This window comes from Rhodococcus wratislaviensis (assembly GCF_041228765.1).
GTDB lineage: Bacteria > Actinomycetota > Actinomycetes > Mycobacteriales > Mycobacteriaceae > Rhodococcus_F > Rhodococcus_F wratislaviensis.
Genome location: NZ_CP150488.1, coordinates 1686801 through 1703850, shown reverse-complemented (window position 1 = coordinate 1703850; position 17050 = coordinate 1686801). Strand labels below are relative to the sequence as shown.

The following is a 17050-nucleotide window of genomic DNA, read 5'->3' as shown; positions in this document are numbered from 1 at the left end:
GGTCAGGTATCCATGATGTCGACTGAGTTCGCTGATCCCCTCCGCACGCTTTACCTGGATTGGGTCGCCCGCATGCAGGCCGACCCAGAGATGTCGGTGCAGATCATGCGGGACATGCAGGAGGGGTGGCACACCGTCGCAACCGAACCGAAGGGAGTCAGCTACGAGTCGGTCGACATCGACGGACTCTCCGCAGTGTGGAGCATTCCGGCGGACGCCGATCCGACAACGGTCGTCCTCTACTTCCACGGCGGGGGTTTCGTCACCGGATCCGCCCACTCGCATCGGAAGATGGCCGGTCACCTCGCACGAGAAATCGGTTCTCGCGTCCTGCTCGTCGACTATCGACGCGCACCGGAGCACGCCTATCCCGCTCAGGTCGACGATGGGGTCACGGCGTTTCGGTGGTTGATCGATCAGGGCTTCGCGCCGAACCGGATTGTCAGTGCGGGTGACTCTGCAGGCGGCACACTCGCCCTCGCTCTCGTCGTGAGTCTCCGAACCCGGGGCCTACCGACCCCCGGAGCAGTGGTGACCTTCTCTCCCGGACTCGACTGGGACGGCGAGTGGATGGTCAACGAAGAGAACGACATACTCGCGAGCAAGGCCATCATCGTGGCGATGGGCTCACTCGCCTTCGGTGATCGCAACACCAAGGACCCGCTCTGCAACCCGACGTACGCCGATCTCGTTGGATTTCCCCCCGTGTACCTGTCGGCGGGCGGGCACGAGAATCTGCTCGGCGGCATACGGAAATTTGTCGAGGCGGCCGATGCCGCGGGCGTCGAGGTGACGCTCGACGTCGCTCCGAGCAGACAGCATGTTCACACGTTCGCGGTGGGCAATGACCCCGAGGCCGACCGGACAATCACCGAATCCGCCGCCTGGGCCCGCGAGCGGTTGGGCTGACGGCCGACGCCTTGTCTGTGTTCGGTCACTTCACACTCACACCCAGGAAGAAGAGCGAAAGATGAAGCACCAGGCACGACGTGTTGTCACCGGCCACGATTCGGACGGCCGCTCGGTCGTCCTTTCCGATTCGATCGTCGACGCGTTCGAAGCGTCCCCTGCCGCATTCGCGACACGGCTGTGGGCCACCGACACGTTTCCGTCCGACAATACGGATCCGTGGGACGGAGCGGAGTTGATCGAGACGTTCTCGACCGCAGACGGAACCGCCTTCTACATTGTGGACTGGGCTCCGAACAGTGAGTTCCCGTTCCATCGAACCCAGAGCCTCGACTGCGGCGTCGTGATGAGCGGTCAACTCGAAGCAGTGATGGATGGCGGAGACGTCGCCGTGTTGACCACCGGCGACAGCATCGTTCAGCGCGGGACTATGCACGTCTGGCGCAACTCCACCGACCAGTGGGCACGTACGGTGTTCGTTCTGGTCGGGACCTCACCGGTGACCGCCGGCGGACAAACCCTCGAACCCAACATGTAACCCTAATCGTGCGTCCGCTCCACAACCCAGGCCGCGACCTGGGTCCGGGAGGTGAAACCCAGTTTCGCCAGGATGTGCTCCACATGTCCTTGCGCGGTGCGGGGTGAGATCACGAGGCGGTCGGCGATGGCCTGATTGGTCAGGCCTTCGGCGATCAGATCGGCGACCTGGCGTTCCCGCTTGGTCAGTCGCGTCGACGCGTCGGCGTCTCGTGTGGTGGTGCCGGACTGTTGCTCGTGGAGGGCGTACGCGATTGCCGCATCGAAGCCGAGCTGTTCACCTTTGCGGTGGGCCGCTCCGAATGCTTTGTCCCCGATCTCCTTCCGGGTTTCATTTTCGCAGTCCTGATGGTAGACAAGCAGATTGGAATGTATGATCACAGCGCTGCCCACCGACCGCGCCAGCCCTTCCGCGGCTCCCATCAGCACTGCGGCCCGAGTCGGGTCGCGCCGCTCGGAGGCGATCCAGGCCAGCGCCTCGAGTCCGGCCGCGACGACGCGGGGACTGCGCACCTGCCGCGTCAGCTCCAGGGATTGTTCGAGGAGCCGGACCGAACGATCGGCATCCCCCTGTCGCCACATGGCGATGCCCAGAGCCCACAGCGAGTGGGACCGATACATTTTCTCGCCGTATCGTTCCGTGATCGAGAGTGCACGTTCGTGGCATTCGATCGCCTGGTCCGTCAGGCCGGACAGGCCGTAGGCCACACCCAACGGGTACAGGATGCTGACTTCGAGTGTGCGATCCTTGCGTGCGGTGAACTCGGCGAGTGCGGTTTCCAGTTGCGAGCATGCTCGCGCGAGATCCCCTCTGTAGAGGGCCAGCATGCCGTCGGAACAGTCGACGTAAGCACGCATCACGGGGTCGCTCGTGTGCGCGGTGAGAGTCCGCGCCTCCTCGACGAGCGCTGTTCCGGCCTCGAGGTCGCCCTGAGCGAAGGTCATCACGCTGCAGCCGTAGATCGCCTTGATCGAATCCAAGGTGGGTGGGCCACTGCGGCGGGCGAGCAGTTGGTCGAGCCAGCGCCGCCCCTCGTTGTAGAGACCCTGAGAGCTCCAGAACAAGAACAGCGCGGCCGCGGTGCGCAGGCCGGCGGCGGGATCGTCCTCGGCGCTGAATTCGAGGGCCTCCCGCAGATTCGGCTGTTCCCGCTTCAGGCGGGCGATCCAGTCGAGCTGGCGGGCACTGATCCACTCGGCCTCCGCATCCAGCGCCAACGCCTCGTACCAGTCCCGGTGCCGCCGACGCAAAGACACCGCCTCACCGGTCTGCTCGAGTTTCTCGAAGCCGTACTCGCGGAGAGTCTCGAGCATCCGGAACCGCACCACCGACCCGTGCTCCTCCCGGATCAGGATCGACTTCTCCACCAAGGACGTCAACGTGTCCAACAACTCGTCCGGGTCGAGGCCCTCGCCGCACACCCGCTCCGCGGCGTCGAGTTCGAAGCTCCCCGCGAACACCGCCACCCGACCCCACACCAGTTGTTCACCGGCGGAGCACAACTCGAAACTCCAGTCGATACACAGCCGCAGTGTCTGCTGCCGCGTCGGCGCACCCCGGCTGCCACGGGTCAGCAGGGTGTAGCGGTCGGTCAGCCGGCCGAGGATCTGCTCGGGTGACATCGCCCGCAACCGCGCCGCCGCCAACTCGATCGGCAGCGGCAACCCGTCGAGCCGGTGGCAGATCCCCACCACCGTCGCCGCGTTGCCCTCGGTGAGCGCGAACCCCGGAACGGCAGCATTGGCGCGTTCGGTAAACAACGTCACCGCATCGTATTTGGGTAACCCACGCACGGAAGGCCGCCGTTCCGGATCGGGGGCAGCCAGCGGCGGGACCCGCAGCACCGCCTCCCCGCCGATGACCAAGGGTTCCCGGCTGGTGGCCAGAATCCGCAACCGCGGACACACCCGCAGCAAGGGACCGACGAGTTCCGCGACCGCGTCCACCACCTGCTCGCAGTTGTCGAGAACCAACAGCACCTCACGCGGGGCGAGGAACTCGATCAGGACCTCCCGCAGCGGCCTCGCCGAGTGATCCCGCACCCCCACGGCGCCGGCCACCGCATCGACCAGTGACGACGCGTCACGCAGTTCACCCAACTCGACCAGCCGCACACCGTCGGCGTACTCGCGCTGCACGGCGGACGCGACCCGCATCGCCAGCCGCGTCTTCCCGACACCCCCGATCCCGGTCAACGTCACCAGCCTCGACCCGGCCAGCAGGTTCTTCGCCTCGGTGAGCTCGTGTCGGCGGCCGACGAAACTGGTCAATTCCAGAGGGAGACTTCCCGTCGCGCCCAGCGTGGAGTGCGCCGGCGAGCCTCGTCCGCTGCGCGAGGTCGATGGCTTTCGGTTCACCTGCACATCGGGTTCGGCACGGAGCGCCATCTCGTCGACCGGAAAGCCGTGGGCGCGTTGCAGACCTCGCAGCTGTTCCCCGAAGTCGGCGGCGGTGGGCGGGCGCGCACCGGGCTCGCGGGACATCGCCCGCGCAATCGCGTCGGACACATCGTCCGGGATCCCGTGCTCACGCAGATCGGGCACCTCCTGCGTGGTGATCCGCAGAAACTGCGCCACCACCTGCTCACCGCTGCGACGCTCGAACGCGGCATGCCCGGTCAACGCACTGAACAGGGTCGCGCCCAGGCCGTAGACATCGGCCGCCGGACTCGGCGGATCACCGCCGAGCACCTCCGGCGCGGTATACGCCGGCGACCCGGTGACCGCACCGGTGGCCGTCTCGAAACCCCCGCTGACGTGCGCGATACCGAAATCCGCCAACTCCGGCTCCCCGTACTCGGAAAGCAGAATATTCGCCGGTTTGACGTCCCGGTGCAGAATCCCGAGCCGATGCGCCGACTCCACCGCACCGGCCATCTTCACTCCCACCCGCAGAACCTGCGCCAGCGCGAGCGGACCGCCCTCCCGGACCCGGGCCTCCAACGAATCCTGCGGGTGATACGGCATCACGATGTACGGAAGGCCGCTGTCGGTGGCGCCGACCTGCAAAATGTTGACGATATTCGGGTGCCCGGTCAGCCGGCCCATCGCCTGCTGCTCCCGGAAGAATCGGGCCCGGTTCTCCTCGTCGAGGTCGACGGTGAGCACCTTAACCGCCACCGTGCGATCCAGTTCCGACTGGGTGCAGCGGTAGACCACGCCGAAACCCCCGCGGCCGACCTCCTGAACGTCAGCGAAACCAGATCCACCGAGTTCGGCAGCCGGCGACGGCGGGTACCGCTGCGTGTCGAGCGGATCACCTTCACCCATCGGACGGTCTACTCACCCCGTCGGCTCGTGGTTCCGGCGCATTGGTCCCGACGGCGCGACCAGCGCGGATACAACCGTGGACTCACCTCTCGACGGCGTCTTCTCGAGGATATCGCTGTCGGTGATCGGTGCGGGCGATCCTTGCCGCAGCCGGTGTGAGTCTCCCCATTTAGTCAATTAGATTGATCAATTTGGTTGTACGCTTTGCGCATGATCACCGAACAGGCCACCGCGCAGGTCCTGCGGGAAGCGCTGCGCCCGATCTGGCGACAGCTCACCGCAGGCAGGACGATCTCCGTCGGCAAAATAGGCGTGCTCGCGTACCTGTCGAAGCACGGCCCTACGTCCGCTTCGACCCTCGCGACGGCCGAGAAGATCAGTCCCCAGGCGATCGCCAACGCGGTGCGCGAACTCGAAAGTCTCGGCTTGGTTGCGCGGACACCCGATGAGCAGGATCGACGCCGGATCTGGATCGAGCTCACCGATGCCGGCCGGGAGAGGCTGGCGCAGGAGCGGTCGAAAGGCCTGGACTGGCTGGAACAGGCCATCGCGGAGCGGCTGACGGCCGAGGAGAAGAAGACTCTCGACTCCGTCGTCCCGATTCTGCACAAGTTGGTGGACGATGCCCCATTCGACTGAGTCCACCACGCGACCCCGGTTACTGCCGGCCCTGGCGTATGCCGCCCTGACGACCGCGATCGTCAGTTCACTCGGCATGCTGCTGGTGCCCACGATCTCCCACGACATGCACGTCGAGGTGAGCACCGGCCAGTGGATGCTCACCGTCAACCTCCTGGTCGGGGCGGTCGCAACACCGATCATGGGCCGGCTGAGCGACGGCCCCCACAAGAAGCGCCTGCTCCTGTGCTCCCTGACCACGATCCTCGTCGGTTCGATCGTCGCCGCCGCCGCTCCCAACTTCGCCGTCTTCCTGATCGGCCGCGCGTTGCAGGGACTCACCTACGGAATCGTTCCGGTGACGATCGCCCTGGCCCGCCGCTACCTCCCCGAGAACCAGGCCCGGATCGGCATTTCCAGCCTGTCGGTGACGGTGACGACGGGCCTGGGACTCGGATACCCGCTGACCGGCATCCTCGCCGACCTCCTCGGGTTCCGATTCGCCTTCTGGTTCGCGGCGCTGTTCCTGATCACCACCATCCTCGTCGTCTGGCGTGTCGTTCCCGCAGGTCCCGACGAGCAGGCACCGCGCAACACACTCGACGTCCCGGGCGCACTGCTGGTCGGCACCGGACTCGCGTCCCTACTCGTCGCCGTCAGCGAAGGCTCCCGGTGGGGCTGGGGCTCACCGTGGACCATCGGCTTCTTCGCCGGGGCGGCGACACTGCTGACGGCGTGGTCCCTCGTCGAACTGCGCACCCCCTACCCGCTGATCAACCTGCGGGTACTGCGCAACGGTGACGTGCTGGTCGCGAACAGCACCGCGATCGGCCTCGGCGCCGCGATGTACATCGGACTCTCGATCGGCAGCCTCATCGCCCAGGCGCCCGCCTCCACCGGATACGGCATCGCGCTGCCCCTGTTCTGGGCCGGATTCGTGATGCTTCCCCTGTCGGTGGCCAGTTTCGGCGCGAACCGACTCGTCCGCGCGGTCTCGCACCGGATCCGCATGAGGACTCTGCTGCTCATCGGCGCGGGCCTCGTGACGGCCTCGAGCGCACTGCTCTGGGTCGCCCACAACGCGCTGTGGGAAATCCTGATCGGAATGCTGGGGTTCGGGGCAGGAATGGGCATGACGTATGCGGCGATGCCGGCCCTGATCGCCCGCAGCGTCGCCGACACCGAACTCGGTAGCGCAGTGAGCTTCAACCAGGTGCTGCGCACTGTCGGTGGTTCGTTCGGCAGCGCCCTCGCGGGCGCGGTGCTCGCGGCGAATCTGGCACCGGACCTACTTCCCACCGAAAGCGGGATCAGGCTCGCTCTCGCCGTGGGTGCCATCGGATGCGCGATCGTCTTCGCCGCATTGCTCGTCAACTACGTGAAGTCCCGCCTACCGGCGCCGGAGCGACGAACGGAGGGAATCGGGGCCACCTCCGTTCGCTGGCCGTGAAGCAGATACGCACCGCCGAGAGTTCGGCGAATTCAGTTGATGCCCTTCGCCCACCATCCGGATGGCGGGGATGCCGCAAGCTCCCAGCGTGGCGCATAGTGCTCTAGGAATATCTGCCCCACCAGTTCCCCGCGGCTGCGCACCCCGGTCTTGTCGAAGATCGACTTCATGTGGTCTTGAATTGTGTAGACGGATAACGACATTGCGTGCGCCATCTCCCTTGTCGATCGCCCTTGGACGCACAGCGCAGTGAGATGGCATTCGCGTTGGGACAGTCCGTAGGCCATGGCAATGACGGGCGCGATCTCATGCGGCGTCGCGGGTTGGATGATGACGGCGGTGCGTCCGTCTTCGACGCCGGAAAGCCTGGTCCCGTACAGCAACAGCCAGGCGCCGGATCGCGTGCGTACCCGCGAGCGCGCGGCAAGTTCCAGCGGATCGGTGCCCGGTTCGATCGCCCGCGCCCGGGCCGCGATGGCCTGCACGACCTTCGATTCGAACGGCGTCGACGGCGCCGGGACCTCGACAATTTCGTCGATCCAGCGTTCCGCGGCGGGTGAGACCGATTCCGGGTTGCCGACGGCGTCGAAGACCACCACGCCGGGGCCGTAGTCCACGGTCGTCACGGCGGCCTCGACCTCGTGGAGCATCGAACGTCGCAGACCGGTCGCGAGCGCGGGCGCCAGCGCGGCGATTGCGCGGACGTGCTCGGCGGTGTACCACGGCGCGCCCGCATCGCGCAGGAATGCCGCTGCACCCCAATAGACCCCGTCCGACACCAGGGAGACCCGCAGCTCGTCGCCGATTCCGTACGCCTCGTGCGAACGGTGCCGTGCACTGCGGGACAAATCTCCGTGGGTATCCAGACTGAGTGCACCCGCCAGGCGGCCACTGTGCGCAAGAAACGCCCACTTGTCGACGTCCTCGACCTCGTATTCGTAGTGCGCCAACCAGGATCCGGAACACCCGACGTTCCGGTTGACGCTGCCGGTGAACAGGATGGTGCCCGGGTCGACGGTGTGCCAGCAGCAGCGGTCATGTGGGATCACCGTGCGCAGGGCCTCGCTCATTCGCGCGCTGTACCCCACCCAGTCCAGCTGGTCGGCGGCGGCACGCGAAATTTGATCGCGGACGTGTGGCAGCAAGCTCTCCGCCATGTCCGAAGTGTATCGCAGCAGGTCAGGGCTGCCTACCCCAGAAATCTGGGTGGATTCCCCAGGATTCAGGGATATGACGCAGAACCGACAACGACGACGCTGGTTTCATGACGATGACAGCCCATACCTCCGCCGAAACCGACCACGACCTGCCTAACCCGGAGCCGATCATGCAGTTGGCGTCCGGGTTCATGGCCGCCAAGCACCTCTTCGCCGCCAGCGAACTCGGTTTGTTCGAGGCGTTGGGCGAGGGCCCCACCGACCTGCATGGCCTGGCCGCCCGCACCGGGCTTACTGCCCGAGCCACCCGGATCAGCGCCGACGCCATGGTCGCGCTGGGTATGCTCGAACGCCGAGGCGAACACTATGCCAATACCGAGACGGCGGCCGCGTTCCTCGCCGGCGGATCGCCCGCCGACCTGCGTCCGCTGCTGCGGTTCTGGGACAAGATCAGCTTCCCGGCGTGGGAAGACCTGGCCGACGCACTCGCCCGCGGGCCGAAACGCCAGATCTTCGACCTCGACGCCGCCCTGCAACCCATCGCCTCGATCGGTATCGAGGCGTTTTCGGCCGGCCCCTCGCTCGCCCTGCCGGACACGGTCGATCTGTCCGGCAGTCATCGACTCCTCGACATCGGCGGCGGCACCGGCTCCTGGTCCATCGCGGTGGCGCGCCACTGCCCGCAACTGACCGCGACCGTGTTCGAGTTGCCTGCGGTTGCCCAGACCGCGCAGGACCGCATCACGTCGGTCGGGCTGGAGGGGCGAGTCGACGTATGCGCCGGCGACGCGATGGCCGACCCGCTGCCCGCCGGATACGACGCCTTCCTGGTCGCGAACCTGGTGCATTACTGGTCGCCCGAGCAGAATCGTGCGCTGCTACAACGCATTCGCGATGTCGCCGCACCCGGCGCCACGCTGCTGATTGCCGACTTCTGGACCGACCCCACCCACACCCAGCCGGTCGCGGCCGCCCTGATGGCGGGCGAATTCGCGGTCCACCTCGAACACGGCGACGTCTACAGCGTCGGAGAAGGCATCGCCTGGCTGCAGGACACTGGCTGGCGCTACCGCGACCATCGCCCGCTCACCGGCCCGATGAGCGTCATTGTCGCCGAAACCGCATGACACAAGACAACACCCAAGGAGCACACGATGAGCGAGCATCAAGTCGCAATCGTCGGTGCCGGCACCTCCGGGGTCGCGGCGGCGGTGGCCCTCGCCGACCGTGGCATCAACCCGTTGCTGATCGACCGAGCCGACCAAGTCGGTTCGTCGTGGCACTCTCGTTATGACCGGCTGCGACTGAACACCGGCAGGCAGTTCTCCCACCTGCCGAACCGCCCCTACCCCAAGGGCACACCGACCTTTCCCACGCGGGAACAGGTGATCGAGCATCTCGCGCGGCACGCACGTGCGGACGGGATCGAGTTGCGCCTGGGCTGCCCGGTGGAACGGCTCGACCTGACGGACGGGCACTGGCGGTTGACCACCGCTGCCGGTTCGGTCGACGCTGCCGAGGTGGTGGTCGCGACCGGCTTCGATCATGAGCCCTTCGTCCCGGACTGGCCCGGACGCGGGGTCTGGCGGGGCGCACTGGTTCATTCCTCGCAGTACCGGAATCCCTCGCAGTACAACGGGAAACGGGTCCTCGTGGTGGGAGCGGGCTGCTCGGGCATGGAAATTGCCTACGACCTCGCCACCGGAGGCGCGGCAAAGGTCTGGCTTTCGGCTCGCACGCCGCCGAACATCATGCTCCGCCAGGGACCTGGTGGCATACCGGGAGACTTCATCGCGACGCCGCTCTACCATGCCCCGGTCCCTATCGCGGACGCAATCGCTCGGTTCGGCAGGGAGAGGAGCATCGGCGACCTGCGCGAGTTCGGATTACCGATCCCCGACGAGGGGATCTTCGCCCGCAGCGCCCGCCTCGGCGTGGCACCGGCGATCGTCGACAAGGAGCTCATCGCCGCGATCCGAGAGAGGTCCATCGAGGTCGTTCGCGGAGTCGAGTCACTCGACGCGGACAGCGTGTGGCTGGTGGACGGTGTGCGAATCGACCCGGAGGCAATGGTCTGCGCGACGGGGTTCCGCCAGGAACTCGAAAAGCTGGTCGGGCACCTCGGCGTACTGGACGAGCGAGGTTGGCCGCACGCCACCGGTGAAAAGCCGGCCGCCGAGAGGTTGCGTTTCATCGGGTTCGTGCCCAGGCCGTCGCAGATCGGGTTCGCGGCGAAGCAGGCTCGCCGCGCGGCCCGAGCGATCGCGCGGGAACTGCGGTGAGCGTCGGCGGTAGGATTCTCCCACCCTGCCTCGGCGCTCGAACAATGGCGGGTCTGCGCGGAGATGGCCGACCGGTCAGATCGAACCGTGAAGTCGCGTCCGCCGACCCCGATGTCGGAGCCGGCGGACGCGCGTATCAGTCGGGGCTAGGCACCTTCGACGATGGCGGCCATTCCCTGCCCGCCACCGATGCACATCGTGAGAAGCGCCTTCCCGCCGCCACGTCGCCGCAATTCATGCAGCGCGGTGGTCGTCATTCGGGCGCCGGTCGCGCCGATCGGGTGTCCGAGCGAGATCCCGGACCCGTTGACGTTCAGGCGGTCCCGGTCGTCGAATCCCCACTCCTTCAGGACGCCGAGCACCTGGCACGCGAATGCCTCGTTCAGCTCGATCAGCGTGAAGTCGTCGAAGCTCGCACCCGTCCTGCTGAACAGCTTGGACGTGGCCGCGACCGGGCCGAGTCCCATCAGCGCCGGTTCGCACCCGGCGGCGGACCACCCGGTGAGGAAACCCATCGGCTCCAGCCCGAGTTCGTCGAGCTGATCTTCGGCGACGACGAGCATCGACGACGCGGCGTCGTTCTGCTGACTCGCATTGCCCGCGGTGACGACACCGTCCGGGAGGGCACTGCGCAGCCGCGCCAGGGTCTCCGGCGTGGTTTCGGGCCGGATGCCCTCGTCCCGCGCCACGACGGAGACGTTGCCCTTGCGGTCGGTGATCTTCACCTCGATCACCTCGTCGTCGAACTTTCCTGCCTCCCAGGCGGCGTGGGCCTTGGCGTGGCTCTCGGCGGCGAACGCGTCCGACTCCTCACGGCCGATTCCACACCGTGTTGCGACGTTCTCGGCGGTCTCGATCATGCCGCTGATCTTCCCGAACCGCCATTCCGGCTGGGAGCGTTCCCGACCGCGATCGAGGCGGTCGTACAGGTTCAGCGATCCGGCGCGAGTGCCCCAGCGGGCCCCGGTGGTGTAGTGCTCGATGTTGCTCATCGACTCGACACCGCCCGCGAGCACGACGTCGGCTGCGCCGGTCTGCACCATCATCGACGCGGTCACGAGGGCCTGCAGGCCCGTGCCGCACCGGCGGTCGGTCTGGAGTCCGGCGACGCGGATCGGCAGTCCTGCCTCGAGCGCCGCCCACCGTCCGATGCACGGGGCCTCGGAGCTGGCGTACGACTGCCCCATCACGACGTCCTCGATGAGGATCGGATCGATCCCGGACCGCGCCACGGTCTCTTTGATGACGGTGGCGGCCAACGTCTCTGCCGGGACGTCGCGCAGTGCGCCGCCGAAACGGCCGACCGCGGTGCGGACGGGGGCGACCAGTGCTGCTCTTCGCATTGTTTTTCCTTGTGTCTCAGGCAACCAGGACGCGGACGGTTTCGGCGACGCACGCCGGCTTGTCCGCACCCTCGATCTCGATGGTGTATTTGACGACTACCTGCGCGCCCTGCTTCGTGTGCTCGAACGACACGATCTCGCCACCGGCCCGCACCTTCGCCCCGACCTTCACCGGCTGCGGGAAGCGCACCTTGTTGAGACCGTAGTTGATCACGAGCTTCACGCCGTCGACGCGCATGAGGTCGGCGCCGAGCTTCGGCAGCAGCGACAGCGTGAGGTAGCCGTGGGCGATGGGGGCGCCGAACGGGCCCTGGGCGGCCCGTTCGGGATCGACGTGGATCCACTGATGGTCGCCGGTGGCGTCGGCGAACACGTTCACGCGTTCCTGCGTGATCTCGAGCCAGTCGCTGTGGCCGAGATGTTCGCCGACTGCGGATTCGACGTCGTCGATTCCCTGGAATACGCGCATGACACTCTTTTCGGGTCGGCCCGGTACCGGGCGAAGTGGAAACGGCTAGAGGTTGACGTTCTCGAACACGGCCGCGATGCCCTGCCCACCGCCGATGCACATCGTCTCGATGCCGTAGCGGTCCTGGCGGCGGTCCAGTTCGCGGAGCAGGTTGGCCAGGATGCGACCGCCGGTGGCGCCGACGGGGTGACCGAGGGAGATGCCGGATCCGTTGACGTTGAACCGTTCTCGCATGTCGGACTCGTCGAACTTCCACTCCCGCGCGCACGCCAGGACCTGCGCTGCGAACGCCTCGTTGATCTCGAGGAGATCGATGTCGTTGAGGGTGAGCTTCGCCCGGGTGAGAGCCTTGTCCACGGCCGGGACCGGGCCGATGCCCATCCGGTTCGGCTCCACGCCGGCGACGCCCCAGCTGACGAGCCGGGCGAACGGGCGCAGGCCCAGACGTTCCGCGTTCTCGGGGGTGGTCACGATCGCGGCGGCGGCCGCGTCGTTCTGACCGCACGCGTTCCCCGCGGTCACGGTCGCCTCCGGATCGACGCGTGATCGGATGGGCCGCAACGCCGACAACGACTCGGCCGTGACGTCGCGGCGCGGGTGTTCGTCGGTGGTCACGACGACGTCAGCCTTGCCGCGCTTGCCCGGCACGGTCACCGGGATCGTCTCGGCGTCGAACAGGCCGCCGTCCTGGGCGCGGATCGCACGCGCATGAGATTCGGCGGCGTACGCGTCCTGCTCCTCGCGGCTGATCGAATACTCCCGGCGCAGGTTCTCCGCGGTCTCGATCATGCCGCCCTCGACGGGGAAGTTCACGCCACCGGAGTTGGTGCGGGGCTTGGCCAAGCGGTCGTGGAACTCCACCGAGGCGCCCTTGACGCCCCAGCGCATACCGGTGCTGTAGAACTCGGTCTGGCTCATCGACTCGGCGCCGCCCGCGATCACCAGATCGCTCATCCCGGTCTGTACCTGCATGGCCGCGTAGATCACCGCTTGGAGCCCGGAGCCGCAGCGGCGGTCGAGCTGGATGCCGGGCACGGTGACGTCGAGGCCGGCGTCGAGCGCAGCGATCCGGCCGATGGCCGCCGCCTCGCCGTTGGCGTAGCCCTGACCGAAGATGACGTCGTCGATGTCGTCGGACGTGAGCGACGTCCGTTCGATCAGACCCTTCAACACCGTCGACGCGAGGGTGGTGACGGGGATGTCGCGGTACATGCCGCCGAATCCCCCGACGGGGGTGCGGACGGGTTCGCAGATCACTGCTTCGTACATGGGTTCAGAGCGCTTTCTTGGCTTCGCGGACGAGGCCGCCGCCGATGATCAGGCGCTGGATCTCGCTGGTGCCCTCGTACAGACGCAGCAGGCGGACCTCACGGTAGATCCGTTCCACCGGAACGTCTCTCATGTATCCGGTGCCACCGTGCACCTGCACCGCGAGGTCGGCGACCTTGCCGGCCATCTCCGTGCAGTACAGCTTCGCCACGGACGGGGCGATACGGCGGTCCTCACCGCTGACGTACTTCTGCGCCGCGTCCCGCACGAGCGCGCGGCCCGCGGACACGCCCACCTGCTGATCGGCGAGCATGGCCTGCACCAGCTGGAAGTCACCGATCGGGGTGCCGCCCTGCTTCGTGACCGCCGCGAAGGCGACGGACTCGTCGAGCGCACGCTGCGCGCTGCCGACGGCGAGGGCGGCGATGTGCACGCGGCCCCGGGCGAGCGACGTCATGGCGGCGCGGTAGCCGGCCTCTTCACTGCCGCCGACCAGAGCGGATTCGGGGACGGTGACGTCGTCGAACGCGACCTCCGCCGTCCAAGCGCCCTCCTGGCCCATCTTCTTGTCCTTCGGACCGACCACGACACCGGCGGTGTCGGCGGGAACGAGGAACACCGCGATGCCGGTGCCGGTCTCGTCGGCGGGACGGGTGCGGGCGAACACCACGAACAGATCGGCCAACGGTGCGTTGGTGATGAACCGCTTGGTGCCGTTGATCGTCCACTTGCCGTCCTTCAGGACGGCGCGGGTGGTCAGGCCCGCCGGGTTCGACCCGGCCTCCGGCTCGGTCAGCGCGAACGACGCGACCACGTCACCGGACGCGATGCGCTCGAGCCATTCCGACTTCTGTTCGTCCGTACCGAAATTCACCAGCACCTGGCCGGCGATCCCGTTGTTGGTGCCGAACATCGACCGCAGCGCCAGGCTCGTGTACCCGAACTCCATGGCCAGTTCCACGTCCTGTGTGAGGTCGAGTCCGAGCCCGCCCCACTGCTGCGGGATGGCGTACCCGAACAGACCCATGTCCGCCGCCTTGCGGCGAATGTCGTCCGGAATCAGATCCTTTTCCGCGATTTCGTTTTCCCTGGGAATTACTTCCTTCTGAATAAAGGTTCTCGTCTGCGCGAGAATGTCCTGGAAGTCTTCGTCACTCACTTCGCGTTCAGCCATGAAGGTGAATATCCAGCAACCCGGCCTCGCTGTCAAGCGAGTGCCGCGAACGAGAACGCGCAGCGCAGACGGCATTTACGACCCATAGGAAGAGGGAAACTGTCGGTTTCCTACAGCGTCTTTGACCACGGCGGGGCGAGGCACTTCAATAGGTGTCAGTGTCCGGAGGAATTGTCCGGGCATATTCACGAACAATGAAATTTCCCGGCGAGATGGAACTCGATATTCGACATGGTTGGCAGACCTGAGGACGCACTCCTCTACAAGGGCTACACCGTCGATCCGCACGAATTGGAACAGCTGTTGCTGTCACGACGAGGCATTCTCGACGTCGTGGTGGTCGGCCGCTCCGTTCCCGGGGTCGGGGAGATGCCCGTCGCTTTCGTGGTGGCAGAAGCCACGGCGCGCATCACCGCCGAGGAACTGATCGAGTTCGTGGCGGCCACGGTGCCGCCGTACAAGAAGGTGCGCGAGGTGGTCTTCGTCGACGAGTTGCCCCTGTCCCCACGGGGTGCGGTCCTGCGGTCCGCGTTGCGCGACCGTCTGAACGACGTGCACGCCGAGCAGAGTACGGAGAAATGATGAATACGGGACAGGTGGAACGATGACACGACTGGCGCAGACCGCCGGGCTCACGGACACCCAAGGCGAGATCGTCTCGGCGGTACGCGAGTTCGTGGACAAGGCGATCATTCCGCAGGCGCAGGAGCTCGAGCATTCCGACACGTACCCGACGGCCATCGTCGAGCAGATGAAGGAGATGGGCCTGTTCGGGCTCACGATCCCCGAGGAGTACGGCGGCATCGGGGAATCCCTCCTCACCTACGCACTGTGCGTCGAGGAGATCGCGCGGGGCTGGATGAGCGTGTCCGGGGTGATCAACACCCATTTCATCGTGGCGCACATGATCGCCAATCACGGCACACCCGAACAGAAGGCTCACTACCTGCCGCGCATGGCGACGGGTGAGCTGCGCGGCGCGTTCTCGATGTCCGAACCCGAACTGGGTTCCGACGTCGCCGCCATCCGGACCAAGGCGGCCCGGGCAGCGGACGGCAACTACGTGATCGACGGCCAGAAGATGTGGCTGACGAACGGCGGGTCGTCGACGCTGGTGGCGGTGCTGGTCCGCACCGAGGAGGGTGCGGCGAAGCCGCACGACAACCTCACGGCGTTCCTCATCGAGAAGCCGGCAGGGTTCGGTGAGGTGCTGCCCGGGCTCACGATCCCCGGGAAGCTCGAGAAGATGGGCTACAAGGGCATCGACACCACCGAGATGGTGTTCAGCGGCTACCGGGCCGCGGCCGACACGATCCTCGGCGGCGACCCGGGCCGCGGCTTCCGGCAGATGATGGACGGCGTCGAGGTCGGCCGCGTCAACGTCGCCGCCCGCGCGTGCGGGATCGCCCAGCGCGCGTTCGAACTCGGCGTGAAGTATGCGAAGGCACGGGAGACGTTCGGGTCGCCGATCGCCGAACACCAGGCCATCGCCTTCCGGATCGCGGAGATGGCGACCAAGGTCGAGGCGGCACACCTGATGATGGTCAATGCCGCGCGGCTCAAGGACTCCGGCGAACGCAACGACGTCGCCGCCGGGATGGCCAAGTACCTGGCGAGCGAGTTCTGCTCGGAGGTCACGCAGGACAGCTTCCGGATCCACGGCGGCTACGGCTATTCCAAGGAATACGAGATCGAACGCCTCATGCGGGAGGCACCGTTCCTCCTCATCGGCGAGGGAACCAGCGACATTCAGAAACAGATCATCAGCCGCGGGCTGCTGCGTTCGTACAACTGAGGAAGGAAGAATCAATGACACTTCTCGAGGGACGGGTCGCCGTCGTCACGGGCGCGGCCCAGGGCATCGGTTTCGAGATGGCCCGGAAGTTCGCGAGTGAGGGCGCGTCCGTCGTCCTCGGCGACATGCACGCCGAGAACGTCAAGGCCGCCGCCGGAAAGCTGGAGGCCGACGGCTTCCAGGCCGTCGCCGTCGCCTGCGACGTGACCGATCCGGATCAGATGCAGAACCTCGGAAAGACGGCGCTCGACGCGTTCGGCGCGATGGACGTGTGGGTCAACAACGCCGGCATCACCCGCGACGCGACGCTGCGCAAGATGTCGCTCGCCGATTTCCGCTCCGTCATCGACGTGCACCTGCAGGGCGCGTGGCTGGGCACCCAGATCGCGTCGATCGCGATGCGGGAGGCAGGCAAGGGTTCGATCGTGAACATCTCGTCGATCTCGGGCAAGGTCGGCATGGTCGGGCAGACCAACTACAGCGCCGCGAAGGCCGGCATGGTGGGCCTCACGAAGGCGGCCGCGAAGGAGGTCGCCCACCTCGGGGTCCGGGTCAACGCGATCCAGCCCGGCGTGGTGAACACCGACATGATCCGTGCCCTGCGCGCCGACATCATCGAGGCGAAGCTCAAGGAGGTCCCGATGGGTCGCGGTGCCGAGCCCGAGGAGATCGCCAACGTCGCGCTGTTCCTCGCGTCCGATCTGTCCAGCTACATGACGGGCACCGTCCTCGAAGTCACCGGCGGACGTCACATCTGACAACCGGCGGCCCGACAGT

General features: G+C 66.7%; 15 protein-coding genes. 9 read left to right on the top strand and 6 right to left on the bottom strand.

The window, feature by feature from the left end; translation table 11 throughout:
• Positions 1-72 precede the first annotated feature (72 nt).
• Together WKC72_RS07595 and WKC72_RS07590 are read left to right on the top strand one after the other, a co-directional pair.
• Positions 73-909 (top strand): alpha/beta hydrolase, encoded by an 837-nt coding sequence (locus WKC72_RS07595; protein WP_268789187.1) that lies wholly within the window; start codon positions 73-75, stop codon positions 907-909.
• A gap of 61 nt (positions 910-970) precedes the next feature.
• Positions 971-1447, top strand: coding sequence for a cupin domain-containing protein (locus tag WKC72_RS07590; protein WP_128640951.1), 477 nt, complete (start codon positions 971-973; stop codon positions 1445-1447).
• A 2-nt stretch (positions 1448-1449) separates the two neighbouring features.
• Here WKC72_RS07590 and WKC72_RS07585 read toward each other — a convergent pair whose 3' ends face one another.
• Entirely contained in the window at positions 1450-4716 is a 3267-nt protein-coding gene (locus WKC72_RS07585; RefSeq protein ID WP_370182209.1) for a protein kinase, read from the bottom strand.
• 210 nt (positions 4717-4926) lie between these two features.
• Here WKC72_RS07585 and WKC72_RS07580 point away from each other — a divergent pair, with 210 nt between their 5' ends.
• Together WKC72_RS07580 and WKC72_RS07575 are read left to right on the top strand one after the other, a co-directional pair.
• A complete protein-coding gene (locus WKC72_RS07580) occupies positions 4927-5355 on the top strand; it encodes a MarR family winged helix-turn-helix transcriptional regulator (protein ID WP_370182208.1) in 429 nt (142 codons plus the stop codon).
• Positions 5339-6784 (top strand): MFS transporter, encoded by a 1446-nt coding sequence (locus tag WKC72_RS07575; RefSeq protein ID WP_370182207.1) that lies wholly within the window; start codon positions 5339-5341, stop codon positions 6782-6784. Before WKC72_RS07580 ends, WKC72_RS07575 begins: the two co-directional genes overlap by 17 nt.
• Positions 6785-6816: 32 nt before the next feature.
• Here WKC72_RS07575 and WKC72_RS07570 read toward each other — a convergent pair whose 3' ends face one another.
• On the bottom strand, positions 6817-7941 hold the full coding sequence (locus tag WKC72_RS07570) for a helix-turn-helix transcriptional regulator (RefSeq protein ID WP_370182206.1): 1125 nt from the start codon (positions 7939-7941) through the stop codon (positions 6817-6819).
• A gap of 107 nt (positions 7942-8048) precedes the next feature.
• Here WKC72_RS07570 and WKC72_RS07565 point away from each other — a divergent pair, with 107 nt between their 5' ends.
• Both WKC72_RS07565 and WKC72_RS07560 read left to right on the top strand, forming a co-directional pair.
• Positions 8049-9068 (top strand): methyltransferase, encoded by a 1020-nt coding sequence (locus tag WKC72_RS07565; protein ID WP_370182205.1) that lies wholly within the window; start codon positions 8049-8051, stop codon positions 9066-9068.
• A gap of 27 nt (positions 9069-9095) precedes the next feature.
• Complete coding sequence (locus WKC72_RS07560) at positions 9096-10223, top strand: flavin-containing monooxygenase (RefSeq protein ID WP_370182204.1); 1128 nt, start codon at positions 9096-9098, stop codon at positions 10221-10223.
• Positions 10224-10369: 146 nt separating this feature from the next.
• Here WKC72_RS07560 and WKC72_RS07555 read toward each other — a convergent pair whose 3' ends face one another.
• Genes WKC72_RS07555 through WKC72_RS07540 form a run of 4 tightly spaced genes read right to left on the bottom strand, consistent with a single transcriptional unit; the run spans position 10370 to position 14478 of the window.
• Positions 10370-11566 carry an acetyl-CoA C-acetyltransferase gene (locus tag WKC72_RS07555; RefSeq protein WP_370182203.1) on the bottom strand — a complete coding sequence of 399 codons (1197 nt, stop codon included), beginning with the start codon at positions 11564-11566 and terminating at the stop codon, positions 10370-10372.
• Between the two features lie 16 nt (positions 11567-11582).
• Positions 11583-12035: a MaoC family dehydratase gene (locus tag WKC72_RS07550; protein ID WP_037229871.1), complete on the bottom strand. Its 453-nt coding sequence runs from the start codon at positions 12033-12035 to the stop codon at positions 11583-11585.
• Positions 12036-12080: 45 nt separating this feature from the next.
• Positions 12081-13304, bottom strand: coding sequence for an acetyl-CoA C-acetyltransferase (locus tag WKC72_RS07545; protein ID WP_370182202.1), 1224 nt, complete (start codon positions 13302-13304; stop codon positions 12081-12083).
• 4 nt (positions 13305-13308) lie between these two features.
• Positions 13309-14478 carry an acyl-CoA dehydrogenase family protein gene (locus WKC72_RS07540; RefSeq protein WP_037229873.1) on the bottom strand — a complete coding sequence of 390 codons (1170 nt, stop codon included), beginning with the start codon at positions 14476-14478 and terminating at the stop codon, positions 13309-13311.
• Between the two features lie 231 nt (positions 14479-14709).
• Between WKC72_RS07540 and WKC72_RS07535 the strand changes: the two genes are divergently transcribed.
• The 3 genes from WKC72_RS07535 to fabG are packed head-to-tail and all read left to right on the top strand — an operon-like array spanning position 14710 to position 17031.
• Entirely contained in the window at positions 14710-15060 is a 351-nt protein-coding gene (locus WKC72_RS07535) for a 4-coumarate--CoA ligase (protein WP_370182201.1), read from the top strand.
• A 22-nt stretch (positions 15061-15082) separates the two neighbouring features.
• Positions 15083-16273 carry an acyl-CoA dehydrogenase family protein gene (locus WKC72_RS07530; RefSeq protein ID WP_128640944.1) on the top strand — a complete coding sequence of 397 codons (1191 nt, stop codon included), beginning with the start codon at positions 15083-15085 and terminating at the stop codon, positions 16271-16273.
• Between the two features lie 14 nt (positions 16274-16287).
• Positions 16288-17031: a 3-oxoacyl-ACP reductase FabG gene (gene fabG / locus WKC72_RS07525; protein WP_037229875.1), complete on the top strand. Its 744-nt coding sequence runs from the start codon at positions 16288-16290 to the stop codon at positions 17029-17031.
• Positions 17032-17050 lie beyond the last annotated feature (19 nt).

Coding starts and splice junctions, on each gene's coding strand:
- WKC72_RS07535 (WP_370182201.1), top strand. CDS start 14,710: ATGGTTGGCAGACCTGAGGACGCACTCCTCTACAAGGGCTACACCGTC.
- WKC72_RS07590 (WP_128640951.1), top strand. CDS start 971: ATGAAGCACCAGGCACGACGTGTTGTCACCGGCCACGATTCGGACGGC.
- WKC72_RS07580 (WP_370182208.1), top strand. CDS start 4,927: ATGATCACCGAACAGGCCACCGCGCAGGTCCTGCGGGAAGCGCTGCGC.
- fabG (WP_037229875.1), top strand. CDS start 16,288: ATGACACTTCTCGAGGGACGGGTCGCCGTCGTCACGGGCGCGGCCCAG.
- WKC72_RS07565 (WP_370182205.1), top strand. CDS start 8,049: ATGACGATGACAGCCCATACCTCCGCCGAAACCGACCACGACCTGCCT.
- WKC72_RS07585 (WP_370182209.1), bottom strand. CDS start 4,716: ATGGGTGAAGGTGATCCGCTCGACACGCAGCGGTACCCGCCGTCGCCG.
- WKC72_RS07540 (WP_037229873.1), bottom strand. CDS start 14,478: ATGGCTGAACGCGAAGTGAGTGACGAAGACTTCCAGGACATTCTCGCG.
- WKC72_RS07550 (WP_037229871.1), bottom strand. CDS start 12,035: ATGCGCGTATTCCAGGGAATCGACGACGTCGAATCCGCAGTCGGCGAA.
- WKC72_RS07575 (WP_370182207.1), top strand. CDS start 5,339: ATGCCCCATTCGACTGAGTCCACCACGCGACCCCGGTTACTGCCGGCC.
- WKC72_RS07570 (WP_370182206.1), bottom strand. CDS start 7,941: ATGGCGGAGAGCTTGCTGCCACACGTCCGCGATCAAATTTCGCGTGCC.
- WKC72_RS07555 (WP_370182203.1), bottom strand. CDS start 11,566: ATGCGAAGAGCAGCACTGGTCGCCCCCGTCCGCACCGCGGTCGGCCGT.
- WKC72_RS07595 (WP_268789187.1), top strand. CDS start 73: ATGCAGGCCGACCCAGAGATGTCGGTGCAGATCATGCGGGACATGCAG.
- WKC72_RS07545 (WP_370182202.1), bottom strand. CDS start 13,304: ATGTACGAAGCAGTGATCTGCGAACCCGTCCGCACCCCCGTCGGGGGA.
- WKC72_RS07530 (WP_128640944.1), top strand. CDS start 15,083: ATGACACGACTGGCGCAGACCGCCGGGCTCACGGACACCCAAGGCGAG.
- WKC72_RS07560 (WP_370182204.1), top strand. CDS start 9,096: ATGAGCGAGCATCAAGTCGCAATCGTCGGTGCCGGCACCTCCGGGGTC.